The 17,967-nt window shown below is 27.7% G+C and carries 24 protein-coding genes; 2 read left to right on the top strand and 22 right to left on the bottom strand.

Annotated elements, in window-relative coordinates:
• Nucleotides 1–130: 130 nt before the first annotated feature.
• The 5 genes from SM9_RS02385 to SM9_RS02365 form a co-directional block, all read right to left on the bottom strand.
• Nucleotides 131–472, bottom strand: coding sequence for a HepT-like ribonuclease domain-containing protein (locus tag SM9_RS02385; RefSeq protein ID WP_058738611.1), 342 nt, complete (start codon nt 470–472; stop codon nt 131–133).
• On the bottom strand, nt 456–752 hold the full coding sequence (locus tag SM9_RS02380) for a nucleotidyltransferase family protein (protein WP_058738610.1): 297 nt from the start codon (nt 750–752) through the stop codon (nt 456–458). Before SM9_RS02380 ends, SM9_RS02385 begins: the two co-directional genes overlap by 17 nt.
• 109 nt (nt 753–861) lie before the next feature.
• Nucleotides 862–1,434: a transglutaminase-like domain-containing protein gene (locus SM9_RS02375; protein WP_058738609.1), complete on the bottom strand. Its 573-nt coding sequence runs from the start codon at nt 1,432–1,434 to the stop codon at nt 862–864.
• Nucleotides 1,435–1,677: 243 nt separating this feature from the next.
• Nucleotides 1,678–1,902 (bottom strand): hypothetical protein, encoded by a 225-nt coding sequence (locus SM9_RS02370; protein WP_058738608.1) that lies wholly within the window; start codon nt 1,900–1,902, stop codon nt 1,678–1,680.
• 48 nt (nt 1,903–1,950) lie between these two features.
• Entirely contained in the window at nt 1,951–2,289 is a 339-nt protein-coding gene (locus SM9_RS02365; protein ID WP_157064645.1) for a hypothetical protein, read from the bottom strand.
• A gap of 179 nt (nt 2,290–2,468) precedes the next feature.
• On the opposite strand from SM9_RS02365, the gene SM9_RS11615 reads away from it, so the two are divergent.
• Nucleotides 2,469–3,722 carry a zinc ribbon domain-containing protein gene (locus SM9_RS11615; RefSeq protein ID WP_083495811.1) on the top strand — a complete coding sequence of 418 codons (1,254 nt, stop codon included), beginning with the start codon at nt 2,469–2,471 and terminating at the stop codon, nt 3,720–3,722.
• Between the two features lie 38 nt (nt 3,723–3,760).
• Here the strand turns inward: SM9_RS11615 and SM9_RS02355 are convergent, their stop codons facing one another.
• The 15 genes from SM9_RS02355 to SM9_RS12275 form a co-directional block, all read right to left on the bottom strand.
• A complete protein-coding gene (locus SM9_RS02355; protein WP_058738606.1) occupies nt 3,761–5,170 on the bottom strand; it encodes a phage terminase large subunit in 1,410 nt (469 codons plus the stop codon).
• Nucleotides 5,163–5,972, bottom strand: coding sequence for a hypothetical protein (locus tag SM9_RS02350; RefSeq protein ID WP_058738605.1), 810 nt, complete (start codon nt 5,970–5,972; stop codon nt 5,163–5,165). The genes SM9_RS02355 and SM9_RS02350 overlap by 8 nt, the downstream gene beginning before the upstream one ends.
• 15 nt (nt 5,973–5,987) lie before the next feature.
• Nucleotides 5,988–6,236: a hypothetical protein gene (locus SM9_RS02345; RefSeq protein WP_058738604.1), complete on the bottom strand. Its 249-nt coding sequence runs from the start codon at nt 6,234–6,236 to the stop codon at nt 5,988–5,990.
• 134 nt (nt 6,237–6,370) lie between these two features.
• The gene (locus SM9_RS02340) at nt 6,371–6,568 is read right to left on the bottom strand and encodes a hypothetical protein (RefSeq protein ID WP_058738603.1); all 198 of its coding nucleotides are present in this window, start codon (nt 6,566–6,568) and stop codon (nt 6,371–6,373) included.
• 198 nt (nt 6,569–6,766) lie between these two features.
• Nucleotides 6,767–7,381, bottom strand: coding sequence for a hypothetical protein (locus tag SM9_RS02335; protein ID WP_058738602.1), 615 nt, complete (start codon nt 7,379–7,381; stop codon nt 6,767–6,769).
• A gap of 315 nt (nt 7,382–7,696) precedes the next feature.
• Nucleotides 7,697–8,197 carry a hypothetical protein gene (locus tag SM9_RS02330; protein ID WP_058738601.1) on the bottom strand — a complete coding sequence of 167 codons (501 nt, stop codon included), beginning with the start codon at nt 8,195–8,197 and terminating at the stop codon, nt 7,697–7,699.
• A complete protein-coding gene (locus SM9_RS02325; protein WP_058738600.1) occupies nt 8,194–8,979 on the bottom strand; it encodes a hypothetical protein in 786 nt (261 codons plus the stop codon). Before SM9_RS02325 ends, SM9_RS02330 begins: the two co-directional genes overlap by 4 nt.
• A gap of 170 nt (nt 8,980–9,149) precedes the next feature.
• Nucleotides 9,150–9,968 carry a transglutaminase-like domain-containing protein gene (locus SM9_RS12290; RefSeq protein WP_232299156.1) on the bottom strand — a complete coding sequence of 273 codons (819 nt, stop codon included), beginning with the start codon at nt 9,966–9,968 and terminating at the stop codon, nt 9,150–9,152.
• A gap of 188 nt (nt 9,969–10,156) precedes the next feature.
• Nucleotides 10,157–10,849 carry a hypothetical protein gene (locus tag SM9_RS02315; protein ID WP_058738599.1) on the bottom strand — a complete coding sequence of 231 codons (693 nt, stop codon included), beginning with the start codon at nt 10,847–10,849 and terminating at the stop codon, nt 10,157–10,159.
• A gap of 66 nt (nt 10,850–10,915) precedes the next feature.
• Nucleotides 10,916–11,338 carry a hypothetical protein gene (locus SM9_RS02310; protein ID WP_058738598.1) on the bottom strand — a complete coding sequence of 141 codons (423 nt, stop codon included), beginning with the start codon at nt 11,336–11,338 and terminating at the stop codon, nt 10,916–10,918.
• A gap of 236 nt (nt 11,339–11,574) precedes the next feature.
• Nucleotides 11,575–12,501, bottom strand: a complete 927-nt coding sequence (locus tag SM9_RS02305; RefSeq protein ID WP_232299155.1) for a phage major capsid protein — start codon at nt 12,499–12,501, stop codon at nt 11,575–11,577.
• Nucleotides 12,502–12,515: 14 nt separating this feature from the next.
• Nucleotides 12,516–13,454 carry a hypothetical protein gene (locus tag SM9_RS12285; RefSeq protein WP_232299154.1) on the bottom strand — a complete coding sequence of 313 codons (939 nt, stop codon included), beginning with the start codon at nt 13,452–13,454 and terminating at the stop codon, nt 12,516–12,518.
• Between the two features lie 11 nt (nt 13,455–13,465).
• Nucleotides 13,466–13,945 (bottom strand): hypothetical protein, encoded by a 480-nt coding sequence (locus tag SM9_RS12280; RefSeq protein WP_232299153.1) that lies wholly within the window; start codon nt 13,943–13,945, stop codon nt 13,466–13,468.
• A gap of 71 nt (nt 13,946–14,016) precedes the next feature.
• A complete protein-coding gene (locus SM9_RS02275) occupies nt 14,017–14,427 on the bottom strand; it encodes a hypothetical protein (protein ID WP_058738597.1) in 411 nt (136 codons plus the stop codon).
• Nucleotides 14,428–14,525: 98 nt separating this feature from the next.
• The gene (locus SM9_RS12275; RefSeq protein WP_232299152.1) at nt 14,526–14,747 is read right to left on the bottom strand and encodes a hypothetical protein; all 222 of its coding nucleotides are present in this window, start codon (nt 14,745–14,747) and stop codon (nt 14,526–14,528) included.
• Between the two features lie 597 nt (nt 14,748–15,344).
• Here SM9_RS12275 and SM9_RS02265 point away from each other — a divergent pair.
• Entirely contained in the window at nt 15,345–16,160 is an 816-nt protein-coding gene (locus tag SM9_RS02265) for a DUF2971 domain-containing protein (protein ID WP_058738595.1), read from the top strand.
• A gap of 17 nt (nt 16,161–16,177) precedes the next feature.
• Here SM9_RS02265 and SM9_RS02260 read toward each other — a convergent pair whose 3' ends face one another.
• Nucleotides 16,178–17,341, bottom strand: a complete 1,164-nt coding sequence (locus SM9_RS02260; RefSeq protein ID WP_058738594.1) for a hypothetical protein — start codon at nt 17,339–17,341, stop codon at nt 16,178–16,180.
• Nucleotides 17,331–17,966 (bottom strand): hypothetical protein, encoded by a 636-nt coding sequence (locus tag SM9_RS02255; protein ID WP_058738593.1) that lies wholly within the window; start codon nt 17,964–17,966, stop codon nt 17,331–17,333. Before SM9_RS02255 ends, SM9_RS02260 begins: the two co-directional genes overlap by 11 nt.
• Between the last annotated feature and the right edge of the window lies 1 nt (nt 17,967).

Below are 17,967 nucleotides of genomic sequence, written 5' to 3'. Positions count from 1 at the left end.
GGTTAATAAAGAATAAACTTAATATTACAAATTAATAAGTAAAATAAACAAAAAATAAGATATATCTTTTGTTGCCCGTATACTATACAAAATATTTATTACTTTTTTAATATTTGAATTGAAGATAACTTTAATGATAAAGAATTTTTTCTAAATATTCTTTAATTTCTGGAACATCATCATGCATAACTTCCCAAATTATATCATCAATTATATTTTCATAATTATGGGCAGTGACATTTCTCAATCCAATTAATTGACCCCATTCAATTCCATCATATTCTTCAAGAAATTCATCTGAAAATCTATTGGCAAATTCTCCCATTTGGATTATAACTAATGCACAAGCATCTTTATATAAACTGTCAGACATGTAAATTTCTTTATCATCATCAAATCGATTTAAATAATCAGCAATACGGTCACAATAGTCAATTATGGTTTCTGCACTTCTTTTATCTTTCTCGTTCATATAAAAGAACCTCCTCCTTGCTTATTGCTTCGAGAAATTTTTTATTTGAACTGCCTTTACTAACTACATCAACATGGCAATTAAATTCATCTTCCAAATCTTGGACTAAAGAAACATATTGCAGACCTTTCAAATCACCTTTATCCATTACAAAATCCAAATCACTATTTTCATTGGCCTCTTCCCGAGCGTAAGATCCGAAAAGACTAAAAGTACTTATACCATATTTAATTACAATTGGAATAACTCTTTTTCTAATATCATCAATAGTAAAAACCATGAAAAATCACCATAATGTAATGGTCGTTATTTAATCTTATAATTTTTATTAATAATAAACATTTTCAAAGTGCGACTTTATGAAAAAACACATATTAATGAAATTCTAACTAAAACTCAAAATCAGTTGTAAGCTCCAAGATATCCACACTTTGCATCAGAATATTAACCAATCTTTCATCCAAATCTGCATGGTTATCATGATAGTCAATTTCACCAAGTTCACTTCGGATTGTGTAAGCCAAGCGTTCCTCATTCAAACTGAAAAATGCATTAATATTTTTCTTATTTCCTCGAGCATCAAGTCTGATCCACTTATCTAAATCCTTTATATACACAGTGTTTAAAGCATGAATCATATAACCTTCACTTGCATCATCCGCTCTTGTAAGCAACTGATAACTGATGCCTGATGGAATCTGATTTGCTCTTAGAAGTGCTGCAAGAAGACAAGATTTTGTCCAGCAGATTCCAGTTTTATTTTCAAGCACCTCACTGGCAGTTCTTGAAACCACATCTGTTTTAATGTCCCATGAATGAGAAATTTCATCCCTAACAAAGATGTAACATCGTTTTATATAATCCAGATTATCTTCAGATTGATTCATCAATTCCCGAACCTTATCCTGAAAAAGAGGATTCATGTAATCAATGCTTGGTGTTTCCATCAAATATTCTTCCATGCACTTCTCACCCATATTATAATAGATTAAAAGTAAAATTAAATAAAAATATTGTTTTATTAATTTAAAAAACTTTGTAAAATGGATTTTGCCCGTATACTATAAAAAATATTTACTGCTTTTCTCTCAGGTACTATAATATTTCTGCACAATGATATATAAATATTAATCCACAACCTTAAAATATTCATTTTGAAAAAAATTAAAAATTCTAAAAAAATATTAACAAATTAAAAATTATAATTACGTAGAATACCATTTATCTACATCAACTCTTTGAGGTTGCTTTTCACTAGCTATTTTTTCATATCCTCCAGTGAATGCCACCACACAGTCATCATAAATGGTCTGATTTGGATATGCAGTTATCTTCTCCAAGAATTCTATGGCCCATTTTTTGGTGAACCCACTTCCATCCTCCCCAACAAGGCATATTCCATTCAGTTGAATATCAACGAAAACTCTCATTACTCCATTAATTTTATTTTATTTTGAGTTACCTGCATAATTAATAAGTTATATTCTTGTTAACTCACCAATAATTAAGAATTCAAAGTTTTTACCTATACTTTCATCTACATTACTATATTGCACATCGACCTTATTATGTGCTACATTATTGATGATTTCATTGATTAAATTCATTGACTCAAGCTGAAATTCATACGAATCCAAAATATAGATATTAATTTTTGAATCTTTAGCTAATAAAACTCCTGCAGTATAATCTGAATTATTACATTCCAATTTATCATCATTTAGTACTTCAGTAGCTACTAAGTCCCAGTACAGATAATAGTGCCTAAATTTTATCAACCCCTGAACTGAAATTCTAAATATTCTTTTGATTAACAAGTAGTAGCTATAATCATATTAACAGTAATTGATATTAACTTGTTACTATAAATATTAAATAATAATCAATATATGGGACATTAATATAATGGAATCCGCATATGTGACCCATTATAAAAGAAAAATCATAGCATCCAAAATTATTTAGATAAGATGGAATTATTTAATTCGGTGATTAAATGGAAAAATATTGTCCTAAATGTCGTCAAAAAAGAAATTCAAGGTCAAAATTTTGTGATATGTGTGGGACTCCGCTTGAAGAAAGAGAAGGTAGAATAAAACTTCCTAAAGGAATGTATGATAAAGTTTATCGAAGAGATGGATATCGTTGTCAAATGTGTGGTGCTAGTAAAAATAATGGTGCAGAATTAACTATTGACCATATTATCCCACTTGCTGCAGGCGGGTCAAATAGTATTAATAACCTTCAAACATTATGTCGCTCATGCAATGAAAATAAAGCAGACCTTATTTTTAAAAGTGGGTTGGACGTAGATATTGAAATCAAAAAAAATGAATTAAAATCTTTGTTAAAAGTAATCTCGGAAAAACGAGAGAAATTTAAATCACTAACTAATTTACTTTCAGAAGAAAAAGAAATATTATCTAATTGTAATGAGGATGAAAAAATAGATATAATATTTAATATTAAACAACTAGAAGAAGAATTTATCCCAACTATTGAATCTGATTTAAAAAAATTAAATAAAGAATTACAACTTATTGAAGAGGATTTAAGATTAAAAATATTAGAAAAACAAGAAAAAAACAGATTATTTAAAATATTATATATTAATATTGATGATTCTACATTAAGTTTTTTAAAGAAACATTTTTCTATTGATAAAGATTCTAAATCAGATATTTTAAAATCTTTAATTGAGGAACATGAAGAAAAAGAAATTTATGATATTATATTTAATGAATTCTATAATGATTTAAATAAAAAATATAGGTATTTAGTTATTTTTAGATTTGAGAATTCTAAAAAAAATTTTGTAAATTATTTAATAAACAATAATTTTTCAAAGGATGCTTTAATAAATGAACTTACATCAACAAGAAACCATCTTAGAAACAATCTTTTATATGATTTAGACTTAAATTATAAACAAAAAATCTTATTAAAAAAATATTTTTCATTGGAAAATTGTAGTGATAATGTTTTAGCAGATCGTATAATTGATTCCCAATATTCTAAAAAAGAATTATTAAATATTTTAGATTCTTATAGGCTCCAATTATTGAAAGAACTTTCTTCAAAAATATCTAAAAATGATCTACAGTTGATTAAAGAATATTATTCAATTTATAGTTATTCAAAAAAACAAACAGTTGAATATTTATTCGATGAGAAAAATATAATCTCTTCTAGCGACATATCTAATCTACTGGACCACATCTCAGAATATAATAAATTTAGCAAAAGCTAATTTAGAAAAAGAACATCACCAAGCTATTAAAATAATATTTATGTAGAATACCATTTATCTACATCAACTCTCTGAGTTTGTTTTTCACTAGCTATTTTTTCATATCCTCCAGTAAATGCCACTACACAGTCATCATGAATAGCTTCATTTGGATAAGCTGTAATTTTTTCTAGAAATTCCATGGCCCATTTTTTGGTGAACCCTGTTCTATCCTTTCCAACAAGGTAAATTCCATTCAGTTGGATATCAGCGGAAACTCTTCTTGCACGATCTACTTTATTTTCTCTTGAGTTACCAACACCGGTAGTGAATCCTCTTCTCGTTAGCTCATCAATTATAAGTAATCCAAAGTTTTTACCTGTACTCCCATCTAATTCAATATACTGAACATCCGAATTGTCACGTGCTGCCGTATTTAGTATTTCATTAATCAGGTTTCTTGACTCGAGCTGAAATTCGTATGAATCTAAAATATAGATATTTCCAGATAGATCTTTAGCCAGCAATACTCCAGCAGTATAATCTGGATCATCGCCTTTCAGTTTATCATCATTTAGTACTTCAGTAGCTGCTAAGTCCCAATACCTGATAATTCTGACTATTGGAATTTTTAGATATTCATCATAAGAGATTATGTGGAAGTCTGATTCGTCAAATAGCTGACCTTTAACTGAAGCATACCAGTTACCGTTCATTAACTGTTCACGTGTAACTCTGTCAAGACCCATTAAGTATTCTTCATAGTCTTTTCTATCCAAATAGATATTGTCCAAATAGCTGGAGCTGATAAATCTTATTTGTGATTTGTCCTGTATGTCTTCATCTATTTTTTCTATGAATCTTTCACGTACCCATTTGTTTCCACGCTTACCAGGGTTACTGGAGCACATTAGTTGTGTTGGGAGTTTATTGTCTTTTGTTTTTCTTACACGTGAGCGCATATAGATGTATTTGAATCTTTCCAGTTGTGTTAGTTCATCTATGCCTATGAACTGATATTCTGAACCTTGGTATGTGTCCAGGTCATTGATATTTCTTAAATATCCAAATGTTAATGAATTGCCGTTTGGAAATGTCCATGAGTGTTCAGTTCCATCCCACTTTGGTTTAATAGCTTGATTATTTTGAATTTCCTTTCGATTTAGCCATTGACTAGCTTTATGAATTAAAGCTCCTTTACGCTTCAAGTCAGATAAAGTACGTCTCAAGATTAACGCATGATATTCATTAACATCATCCTGAACATAAAATAATGCCCTCATTAATAAACTGGTTGATTTACTTCCTCCTGCAGCACCTCCGATTAATACTTCCTTTTCTGTTGCCAATACCATTTCTGCTTGCTTTGGAAATGGATTAAATGGTATATATGGATTTTCATATACACATTTCTGAAGAATAGCTTTGTCTCTTGCATCTAAATAAAATTTGTCGTTTTCATCATACATTATTATCATCTATTTGTTTTGCAAGAACTTCTATTTCATTCATTATATCCTTTTGAGACATCTCTATTTTTTTATCTTCCAGTTCAAGAACACGATTTTTAAATAATCTGTCCATTTCATCTTTGAATAATTTGTTTTTAGCGTCAAATGCACGTACAGACAATTCCAAGTATCTTATTTTTAATTCAGCCAAATCAAGTAAGTATCTTGCTAGACTTTTTTCTCCTGCATGGTATCTTACTTCTTGATCCAGTTTTTCAAAGTCAATTTCAATTCCCACTGCATTTTTTGTTATCTTATCCAGATTTTCCAGACCAGTCTTAATGTCTGTGACCTGTTGCTGGAGGATTGTATCAATAGCTATGTCAATATTATCATGATGAAGATTATTATCTGTTATTTGTCTTTGGTTAATGGCTCTGTTTGTTAATGCTTCTTTATCTCTTGCTCTTGGGTCTTTGTCTTTGTCTGTTAAATGATATTTCTTTTTGAATCTTGAAAATGATGCTCTGCTTACTTCGAATTCATGTTCTTCTGCCAGCCATCTTCTGACGCTTTCATCTGTTGCTCCAGATGTTTTCATAGCTATTATTTCATCCAATAATGTTTCAAGAAAATCATTTTTAGTCAGATTTAAATTAGCTTTGAATTTTCTATAGGTAATGTCTGCAACATCTCTATTATATTTTGTTTTTAGTAATTTTCTGACTTCGTTATTGCTCATTCCTTTCTTGCAGCAGTTTATTATTTCCTGTTCATGCTGTTCTAAAAAATATATAACATCAGAGTTTCCTCGACCCATAGGGTTTAGTCCCTCCTATAAATCTCTTAATTCTCTTTCAAGTTCCTTTTTTCTTGCTTCGATTAATCTGTATTCCCTTTGTTTTATAATTTTTTCATAATTAGGATTTTTATGTATTTGTGTTATTGTCTTTTCTGCATCTCCAATAGCTATTAGCATAGCTCCAAGTTCATATGCATCCTTGTGGGTAAAAGTAGAATCTTCAACTATTTTTTTGAGTGTTATTTCAACTCTTGCACTGATGTTTGTTTTTTCAAGTAACATAATATATTAATTTATTATGTATTATATATAAAATTTTATTATAAAAAAATATAAAAGTAATAATAAATATTACTTTTGCTTATGAAAAATAGTTTTCTTTTAAGAGTTATATACGAGAGATATATTTTTTGAAGTTATTCGTCATCTTCCATTTCGTCAAGTTCCTTTTGAAGATCGTGGATTTGCATTTCTTTGTAGAATCTTTCGAACTTGCCAACTTCAATGAGATAAGCTGAAACTTCAAGAGCATCCCTATAAGTATAATTAGACTCTTTAATTATTTGCTTTTTGTCTTCATCCATATAGGATGAGGTATTATTTATATTGGCCATATTTATTACAACCCGTATATAATAATTAATATAATATTTTATTATTACTTTTATATAAAAGTATCATTATTTGAATTTAAAAATTATATATTAAAATTCAACAATTCATTTTATCCAACGAATAGGAGTTTAAAATTATAATTAAAAAAATAAGTTCACACGATGAAAAAAATTAAATTACGGGACTTTAATAAAGAATTATTTTGGATTTAAATTCATAATTACTCCATTATAATATTTAAATGAAAATTGTTTCTCTGAATACTCAGCAAGTCTTTTCATACCTTCAGAAAGATTACTTGAAGCATTGAACCCATACGAATCAAAAATATTTTTCAGAACATCAAAATATATCTCATTAACCAATAATTCCATTGAAGAAGAATTTATTATATTATTCAAATCGGAAAATGGTTCTAAAATATCAATAAACCATATATTTGAATGATAAATATGATAAAACCAAATTTCTTCAATATTTTCATGTTTAAATAATATCTTATGATAAGAACTATTAATTACATCAGGGTTAATTTTCAGGTTTAAATCATTGTCTATTTTAATTTCTTTATTATGTTTATTGTAATTTAATTGAACATTCATCTCAATAGATTCATGATTTTCTTTAATGGAATTAAATAATTTACTATTATATGCATAATCATTAAATCTATCTCCAGATTGGAAAATCCATCTTTTAAATACTGGTGCGAATGTAATATTCCCACAATTATTTTTAAATAACCAATTTTCAGAATACCATTTATTTGAAAAAATAACATTTCCAATTAAAATATCTTCCTTTTTACCCATAATAAAATTCTCCTAGAATATAAATCATATTTTATTTTTGAATTTTTAAATGTAAACAATTCAACATTTCAACCCATATTCCTTGTTATAATATTTAATGTTAGTGTTAATTAAAATTAAACATTTTATTTTTTGATTTTGAGAATATCACGTAGCATTAACATAGAGTTTTTAAAATTCTAATAATATTTTAAACTACGATTATGAAGCGTTTTTAGAAAATAATTTGAATAATTATACTATCCATGAATGTTACGAACAGATAATTTTTCTATTTGATTTAATAATGATTATTTGGATATAAAATGAATAAATTTATGGAATAAGTTTTTTGTATTCTTTTCTAATTTTTTTGAATTGTTTTCTATAGAATAAATGCATATCCATTTCTTCTGTGTCACCAACTTCTGATGCATAACGAGCATTACGATTAGCTGATTGGATATGATCATCAATAATATCTTTCATATTGTCTATAAACTGATTTTGGGAATTTAACAATAATACAATTTCTTCCAAATCATCATATTCTTTATTAGTTATTTTATCTAAAATTTTATTATCATTCGTTAATTCAAATCGTGTGTAATCAATTTTTCTAAATGCTACACTATCTGTGATTTTATCAACTACGTGATTAGGAAAATCTTTCATTATTTCATACCTTAATGGATTCAATTTGAAATATGCATTTTTCTTTTTCTTATCAATTAAAATACCATAATGATTTATTAGAAATCTATCATTTTCGCATTCATCATCAATATAATAATCGTCTTCAGTTAAACCTAGCCAATTAAAGATTTTTTCAATCATTCTTTCACAACCTCCCAATTATCCTTTTTTATTTTAATATAACCTTCAATAGGGTTATATAAATACCCTGCAAGTTTTAATTTATCAATTATTTTTTCAAAATCATTTATCCCAAATTTATTTTTAAAGAGATATTTTAATAAATGAATTGGTAAGCTTCCATGAGTCTCCTGATCTTTTAATTCTACATATATACTATTTATCTTAGCACTTTCTTCTTTTGTAAGTATTTCTGATCTTATTTTTTCTAAATTAGGACCATATAAATCATATTTATTAAATTTTGCTCCACATTTTTTACAAATTTTTAGGGTATTAAAATCATCAACTATGCATCCTCCTAAAATATAGTCTTCACCAAGACCATCTTCACCAATATTAATATAACCATAGAGAACTATTGTAAGTTTATTTCCACATTTTGGACAATATTTTATAGTTTCTTTAGGTGTTTCATCCACATAATTACTATAAAAACATTCACAATACTTATCATAGTCCATTTCATTAATTTTAATCCAAGATTCATTTAATCGTTCATAAAAATTAATCTCTAATTGATTAGGTTCATTTTTAAAAAGCATTTCATGAAGCTCATAAGATTCTTTATAACATTCTAATTTATACATTCCTTCTGCTAGATAATGAACATCCCATTTATCGAAAATTACACCATTCTTATTTGTTTTAAAGAAATCTAATGCTTTAAAGTATTTTTTATTCCATAGCAAATCCTTAAATTCCTGTTTTTTAATTTCTTCACTTGTTTTAAGATTAGACATTTTAACACAGCTCTTTAATAACAAAACCATAACTTCATGATTATTAGTTTATATTGAATATTGTTAATATCTATGAAGATGATTCTTAATATATTAAACAGTTGAAAAGTAACTTTTGAAATCAAGCCCGGATGTTAATGTTAAAAAATGAAAAGATGTTAACATTTATGTTAACTACTGTACAAATCTGTGAAAATCCATGAAGGATCATATGCTATTAGATATCCATCTTCACACCACATTTCTCTGACATTTCCTGAAGTTGTATCTGCTACTGCAGCGGGATCACGAATAATCCAATTACCTTCAGTATGTTTTGAATGTTTCAATCTTAACCTTATATGGCCAGTTCCAGAAACTCTACATTTAACATGGACAAACTGGACATCATAACCTAAATATTTAGCTACTCTATAAAAAACTTGTCCCCAGTCCACACAATTGGAACCTTTACCATTACTTGCATCATTAATTGTTTTCTTGTCTGTTTTTTGAGAATCAAAGTATTTGCTGTATAATTTCTTCTTTGCTATAATAGCTAAAGCTTCATCAATTGTGTTTCCTTTATAATTAAATGTTTTGATGAATAGCTGCATTGTTGAGTCATTGTAATCTGGAAGTTTTGAAATTCTATATACAATAGCAGGGTATCTTCCATTTGCTTTAATGAATGCTTCAACTCTTATTGCCATATCCACGTACTCTGCTTTGTCTAATTGTTCTCCGTTTTTTAAAGTTACAAAGTTTGGAAGGAAGTCTAGGGATGTATTATCTTTGATTAATGCCATCGTATACATTACAACTAAATTATCTTCACCTAATTTTTTCGCTTTCTTTTCAATTTCACTACAGCTACCATTTAAATTAAGTACCTGATAGTAATCACGTTTTTTGTAGTTCTTTTTGTTCTGGATTAACCAGAATGCAATTGAGTTCATGGCTTGGCAAAAACTTGTCCAACTAATATTATTATTTTTATTATCTAACATATTATATTATTTATATATCATAGCTATTATATTTGTTGAAAAAAATAAATGTATTATTAAATATAAAGAATCGTGAAGTTGAAAATAGAAACAAAAAAGGAACCTACAGATAAACTCAATATGTTTTAAAAAAATATTAATATATTATGGGAACAATCCAAGTCAAAAATTATAAAGAATTTTAATCTTCAAATATCATCATTTAACCAAGGATAATTGCTTTTAACTCCACATTCTTTTAAATCATAAGCCCATACAAATTCTATTTTCGGAGAATCTTCTTCCAATTCATAATAAATTTTCGGATGTTTTACCATTAGGTATCCTACCCCACCACGTTTTAATTCAAATTTACCTGAAAATATTAATTCACCCTCCTTATTAAAAAGATTACCTCTTTCAGGAGTGTCTTTACAATATCCTGAGGTTACTTTCCAGATTCCTTCAAATCTTAATTTACCATTCGAATAATATTCTTTTCCTTGAATTATTCCTTTATAATCAAATATGCCTTCCCAATATTTATTACCATTGGAATAATATAATATTCCAAATCCAAAAGGTTTATTGTTAATTGTGTATCCTTCATAGAGTAAATTATCATCCTTTGTAAATATTTTTTTGTGCATTATTTTTCCTTTAGGATAATAATTGACATTTTCATAAAAAGTTTTTTCATTAATTAGATTTGAACTTAAATTATGCTTATCAATGTAAAAATATGTTTTACGAATAACATTTATTACTAATAACCGGTTATCTATTGTATGAGAATTTTCAAATTTTAAAGCATGGTTAAAACCATTAAATTTGATAAATTCTATCAATTTCTTTTCTGCACTGTTTGAAGTTGGTTTAATGACATAATCTCCGATTTGCATATTTATCAAAAATTATTATATATGTCTCTTAATTTAACTTTTTTGACTATTCTTTTTTATAATTTCTTAGAAAAGATTCGTTTCAAACAAATACTTATTATCAATATTTCTGTTATGAATCCATTCACGATGTTTTCCAATAGCTACCCTAATGATAACTTCAATTAGATTAACTTCATCTTCTCTTTTGAAGTAATAATAAGCTGGTCCTTGAAGGATTTGTCTTAAATCATAGAATGGTCTTGGTTTAATTGCATCAGGATTCATCAGTCCGTAATTCTTTAATATTTTTACATTATCAGTTTCATATTTCTCCAGTTTGGATTTCTGCACTTTAGTGGCTACTGTTTTTTCTTTCTTGTCGAATAGCTTAGCTATTTGTGATGAATCAATTAAGATACTGGATTCTATTAACAGCAATGTTATTTCTTTTCCTTTAACTGTTATTGTTGTTGGATGTGAATTTTCACTATCTATAATTAATTTCATTTTTATAGCCTCATTTATATAATATGGCCATTTCTTAAATAAATAGTTGAAGCTGGGAGAGGGTCAGTCCCAGCTTGTCAAGGAATTTGGAGTTATTAAACTCTTAGCAGAAGATGTTAGTGAAGAAAAAGCAATTGTAAAACTTCACTACCAATCCTTTTAGAGATTTAATATTCTTTAATCCCTACACGCTCTCTTTACGAAAGGACCAATATTTAGGAGATTAAATTATGGTTCTATGCTCTAAATTCACCTTTGATAATTCTGTTTGGTGCGTTCATTAACACCCCTACACTTGAAAGTATGAATAGCTTTGTATACATTGGCAATTCATCACGAATGTCTTTTCTCATGAATTCTATTAATGGATAGAAATCATACATCTCACCGTCAGGTCCTAAAGGAGCAACGGTTGTTCCTGTAGTTCTGGAGTATAGCAATTTCATTCCAGAGTTAATGTAGTCCATACCGATGTAGGTTTTGTCACCCATTTCAGAACCGCCATCACAGACAGCAGTACCTAAGATATCAATGTTATCCACACCATAATAGCTTTTGATTAATTCTACCGGTTCGACTTGTCTGTTGCTTGAGAATATGTCTGATTTCAATGTTGTTAATGATTTATAACTAACAGCCATTGAGTTTAAGTTGGTGAAACTTCCTGCTGATTCTTTGAATTTTTCTTGAGCTTTAAGAATGGTCATACCAGTATCATCACCAGATTCAAAGTCATAGGTAGCTACTTTGGATGAATTCATTATCATGTCAATAGCTGCCCTTTCAATGCTTCTTCCGATGAGAATTCCAACGTCCTGTAACATGTCATTAACGGAGATTAAATTGGAATCTAACATCTGTGCGGAAACATTCAAGACACCCCCAATGGTATCAATTGATATTGTTTCGCTGATTGGTTTTCTGACGTTTAATTCCTGAAGGGTTGCGCCAGGAGCAATATCTTTGGCCTCACCAAGCACGCCGGATTGAATAGCTTCCTCGATATTAACTCTTTGTGACATATAGGTATAGTATTGTGAGTTTTCTTCTATTTCTTGCTTTGGAAGTAATCTGGTGAATTTCATCCATTTTGCTGAAGTGTCTGCAACTATCTGTGCCATTACTTCATTTTGTACTTTAGAATCATTTCCTTTGGTTAACATTAACAATCACTCCTTTATGGTCTGCAAGTACCTTTCAAGGCAAGTCCAGGTTTATTTAATAATATTCCGACTTTACTTTGGATGAACAATTTTGTATATTGAGGTAACTCATCGTAAATGTCTTTTCTCATGATTTCAATGATTGGATAAAAGTCTGCAATGTTTTCATCACTTGTAATTGGTGCAGTAGTTGTTCCTGAAGATTTGGAATACAATACAGTTAATGGAGCGTTTCTTAAATCAAATCCGATATATTCTTTATCTCCAACTAATGATCCGCCATCAGCCTGAGTTGTTCCTAAAAGATCTATATTATCAATACCGTAATATTCTTTGATGTCTTCTACAGGTTGAACTAACTTGTTGGAACTGTAAGCTAATTGTTTAACGTATGATAATGTTTTGTAAGACTCGGCCATTATTGTTAAGTCTGCTCCTGAACCGGCATTGCCTTTGAAAGCTTCCTGTGCTTTGAGGATGAACTGGCCGTATGCTTCCATGGTATCTTCAGTTTGAGTGGTATTGTATACAGGAACGTTTGGTGAGCTTAATAATGTATCGTAAATGTTATATTCAATACGATTTGCAATAACAGTAGCTACATCACCTAATAAATCTTCAAATGAAACAATATCGCTGTCAAAAATGTCTTTATTAACATTTAAGACCCCACCAACAGTATCAATAGAAATTGTGTCTGTTACTGGTTTTCTGATGTTTAACTCTTGCAAGGATGCACCAGGAGCAATGTCTTTAGCCTCTCCAAGTAAACCTTTTTTAATAGCTTCATCAAGATTAATGTTCTGTCTGAAATAAGTATAATAATCGGAGTTCTCTTTAATTTCTTGTTTAGGAAACAATCTAGCCAACTTCAATCTTTTTGCAGTTTCATCAGTAATAGTTTGAGCTATTACTTCATTTTGTACTTTAGTATCATTTCCTTTTGTAATCATGTCATTTTCACCTAAGTTATGTCGTAAGGTCTGAATACTTCAATGTATTTGTAATCGTCAGAACTAGCTACAGGATGCATTGCAATATATTCGCCGTCATCAGATTTGATAGCTCCTGTGCTGCTTAAAGCTATTCTGTCGTTAACTTTAATGTTTGACAATCCTGATGCTAATTTTAATCTGAATAAATGTCCCAATACCAATATTGCGGTTTTTCTTTTCCCTCCAGTCATGGTTACTGGGTCGTTAACTGCAACACCCAAGATGATTTCATTTTCTTCATCAGTATATTTTTTAACTGTAGGTTTTCCAATATCTGAGTTTGCAGATAAAGTTACAGCATCATCAACTTTAACTTTGATTCCTGAGTATTCATAACCCGGTGTTTCTCCAGTTGGAGTTGTTACGGTGGTTGCAGTAATTGTACCTTCATCCAATAAGAAAGTTGTGACTTCTTTTCTTTCTTCAAGTAAAATAATAGAATCTGCCATTAATAATGTCCTCCACCTATTTTTATTATTTAATTTATTATTTTTAATATATAAATATTTATATATAATAGCTACTTTTTTAAGATTAACAAAAAATTTAAATTTTCAATGAATTTATAATACCTTATTGGAGCATTATTACTGGATTTTCCTTTAGTAAGTATTACCTTAAGGCCCTCTGCAGAGACTGGATACATATTTTGAAAATATGTGAAATAACATTTTTCAATATTGACTAACCAACCATCAGATGATTCAAAGACAATATTGAACTCAGTATAGTCCTTTTCTATCCTCACATCTGATTTGAAATCAACTTTAATATCATCCAAAACATATAATCTAACATCTGAAATATCATATATTTCATAATCACTGAAAATGAGCTTTGCATTATCTGCTTTGAAAAATATTTTTTCAGTGCCGAATTCATCTACAATGGTGTTGAATTCGAAGTTAGGACATTTATAATCGCTAATCATAAACTAATATTTATCATATGCAAAATAAAAATTTTTAGATATATTATCTATCCCAAACTATTTGTTTTAAAACATCAAAAAAAACTCTTTTAAAAAATTTAGAAGTGCCTATTATTTTTTATAAATTTAATAAACTGTTCTGAAGTTGAAATTTTATTTTTAATTAAATAAGGATAAATTTTCAACTCGATATCCTTTTTATAACATGTTAAACTTTTAAATTTAAAATATCTCTTATTACATGAAGGACATTTTAATTCATAAAATAAAAATCTATTTTTTATTTTAAGAGGAGTTAAACATACATCATCTTCAAACATATTGGAACAAAAAGGACCAATTAAATTATAAGTAAAATAAGGTGAATTTATTGCATGATTATTATCTTGAATAATAACTCTCCAAACTAAATTTGATGAACAAATTGATTTCCTTTCAACAACAGGGAAATCACTTTGATATTCCTGAATATAACATTTTTCAATCATTCTAAATCTTTGATAAATAATGCCTGCAATTACTAGAAATATTAATAATAAAACAAACCAATTATTAATTAAAATTTTTAAAAAGGAATTAATACTCACATCATTTCCATTACTTAGAAATCCAAAAAATACTAAAATAATACTATAAATAAATGAAGAGACAACACCACTAAATACACTCAAAACAATCTGTTTTAACTCACTCATAAAACATTATATAATTTATTAAAATATAAATTTATCACGAAGATTATCACATTTCTTAGATTTTCCTTGGATACTCTTAACTAAATCATCATAATTATTAATTTCAATTTCTTTAATGAATTCATTATTATAACACATAATAACAATTTTATCTCTGAATAATAAATAAATTATGCATTAATAAGAAATAAAATAAATAGAACAATGAATAAATGTTTAACTATGGATGACAATAACTGGCGGAATAAATTTTTTGATAATTATTTTAAAATTGAAGTTGATGATGAACAAAAATGGCTTGATTGTAAAAATCAGCACTTAACAAAAATTTTCCAATATACTCGCGTTAAACATGCAAAAACATTAATTTTAGATGATTTAATGTATCTACGAGAAATTAAAGATTTAAATGATCCGTTTGAAGGGGATTTATTATATGACTTGGATGAATTTTATAATAACCCTATAAAAAACCCTATGTTAGATAAAAATGATATCAAAAACAATTTTTATGAAGCTAATAAATATATGAAAGATTTAATTTATATTGCTTGTTTCAGTGAGAGAAACGATATTACTCCAATGTGGCATCATTATGGTGGAGAACATAAAGGAATTTGTGTTGAGTATGATTTTAAAAATGATAAAGAATATGATAAAAAATTAAAACAAATTCTTTTCCCAATTGCTTATGTTACAGAAAAAAGAAATAAAGAAATTTTGCCTAAAATATTTGATGGCGCAGACAAAGGAAAATTAGCCATTGAAACATTTACCAATAAATCTATTGAATGGGAATATGAACAAGAATGGAGAATAATTATGCTTAAAAATCCAGGGAAATTATTTGAAATTAAATGGTACAACAACAAACCCTATATCAAATTTTTAACACCGAAAAATGTTTATTTAGGTTATAAAATTGATGAGAGAGATGCATATTTTATCAAAAAATTATGTGAACTAAGGAACATTCCCGTTTATAGAATGATTAAAGATAATTCAAGTTTTAATTTGACTTATATTCCCTATGAATAAATAAGAAAAAACAAAACTTAAATATCTCCCACTGAACTTAAATAATATTCTTTAAAATCTTTTTTTTCTTTAACTAAAGATAAATAATCATTTTCTTGAATATTTCGTCTAGAATTAACAATTTGATTATGAGATTGAATAATCTCATGAACATCTAAAGAATTTTGCAAATTGTTGGGATTGGTTGTTCTTCTGAAATAATCACAGCCATCGCAATCACATAAATGATTTTCAACAAAACTTTGAAGGCCTTTATGAATCCCCCAAGAATCTTCAGTATATAATCTTAATTTTACTTCGCCTTTCTCATTAACATTATTAACATCTGTAACTCCAGGAATATATCTGCCTTGAGGAGTTACCCCAACAGTATCAATGCCCCAAATTGTAACTGCATGAGGATTATAAAATGTTTTTTTAGCTTGGTTTCTATAAGCTCCAAATCCATGAATCCAAAATTTTTCGAATTTGTCAGACATATTACGAAGAGTATGTAAATTGAATTGTGACCCATAAACTCTACACGAAATACCTAACAACCCAAAATCTTTTTTAGGATTTAAATGTTGTTCTGAAATATACTTTAATTTATTATCAAAACGATCTTTATTTGTCTTAATATCAATAATCGGCATAATTGGTTTTTCATTATCACAATCATCCAAAAATTTAACAGCATTCTTTAAATTATTAACAAAATCATCATAAGATGAATTGATATAAGGTTCAGGAATAACAATAATATCTGCACCTGATTTTAACTGTATCTCCATTAAAGCAGTCATAAATGGTGCATCGATATTGTCTTTTTGAGTAATTTTAGGATAAATTAATTTAAGAATATTCTTATATTCATCATCTTCCAACATATTTTTCGGAATATTCATAGTTGATCTAACAGTTCCTATCTTATTTCTCAATCCATTAATTTTAGAAATATTCTTCCTTACTTTCGAACCATAATCTAATGGTGCTTGATATATTTGCCATGGGAAATCTTCATTAACAACATCTAATGGTCCAGGAGGAGCATCAGCTCTAATTCTCATGCCTTTAATTTTATTAATTTCAGAGGTAACAATGCATCTATTAGGAGTTTCAATATTTTTTTCGGAAGTTTTTATAGTAATAGCTCGTGAACTATTATCAACATTATCAACTTTAATACTTTTAATTTTCATAATAATCATCACTTAATCTTTTAATTGATTTAGAATGTTCTAAAATCCAATTTTTATGAGATATGATTTTTTTTATAAACACTTTAAATTTAAAATATAATCTAGCAACTCTAAAAATACAACAAACAATTGATGAATATAAAATACATAATATATAAACAATGATTGGAACATTATTAAAAAATAATATGCATAATATTGCAATGATTCCTAAAATTACAATTGCCCCAGATAAATTATTAATATCCGGAATAATATTATTTAAATTAAAATAAGTTTCTTCAACATCATTAACCATATTCTCAATTTCAATATGTTTTTTAATATTAATGAAAAAAGGCTCATGTTGTGCAATAATTTTAGTATATTGGGCAGATTTTTCTTTATCTCCTGAAAAATCAATTTTAGGATCTAACCTATTATCTATAATATTTCCTAAAACATTTGAAGACTCAAAAAGATTATCTTTCAATATGCTTTTAATTTTATCTTCATATTTTTCATTAAATTCTTCAATAGTCTTTGGAACATTATCATCCCAAAGATTATTTTTTAATACAAATGGAAGCACGGAAGAAAATATAATGCCTAACAATTCAACAATAGATCCAAAATCAAACCCCATT

This window comes from Methanobrevibacter millerae, assembly GCF_001477655.1.
GTDB lineage: Archaea > Methanobacteriota > Methanobacteria > Methanobacteriales > Methanobacteriaceae > Methanocatella > Methanocatella millerae_A.
The sequence above is the reverse complement of the archived record's forward strand: the minus strand, read 5'-3'. Positions and strand labels throughout refer to the sequence as shown.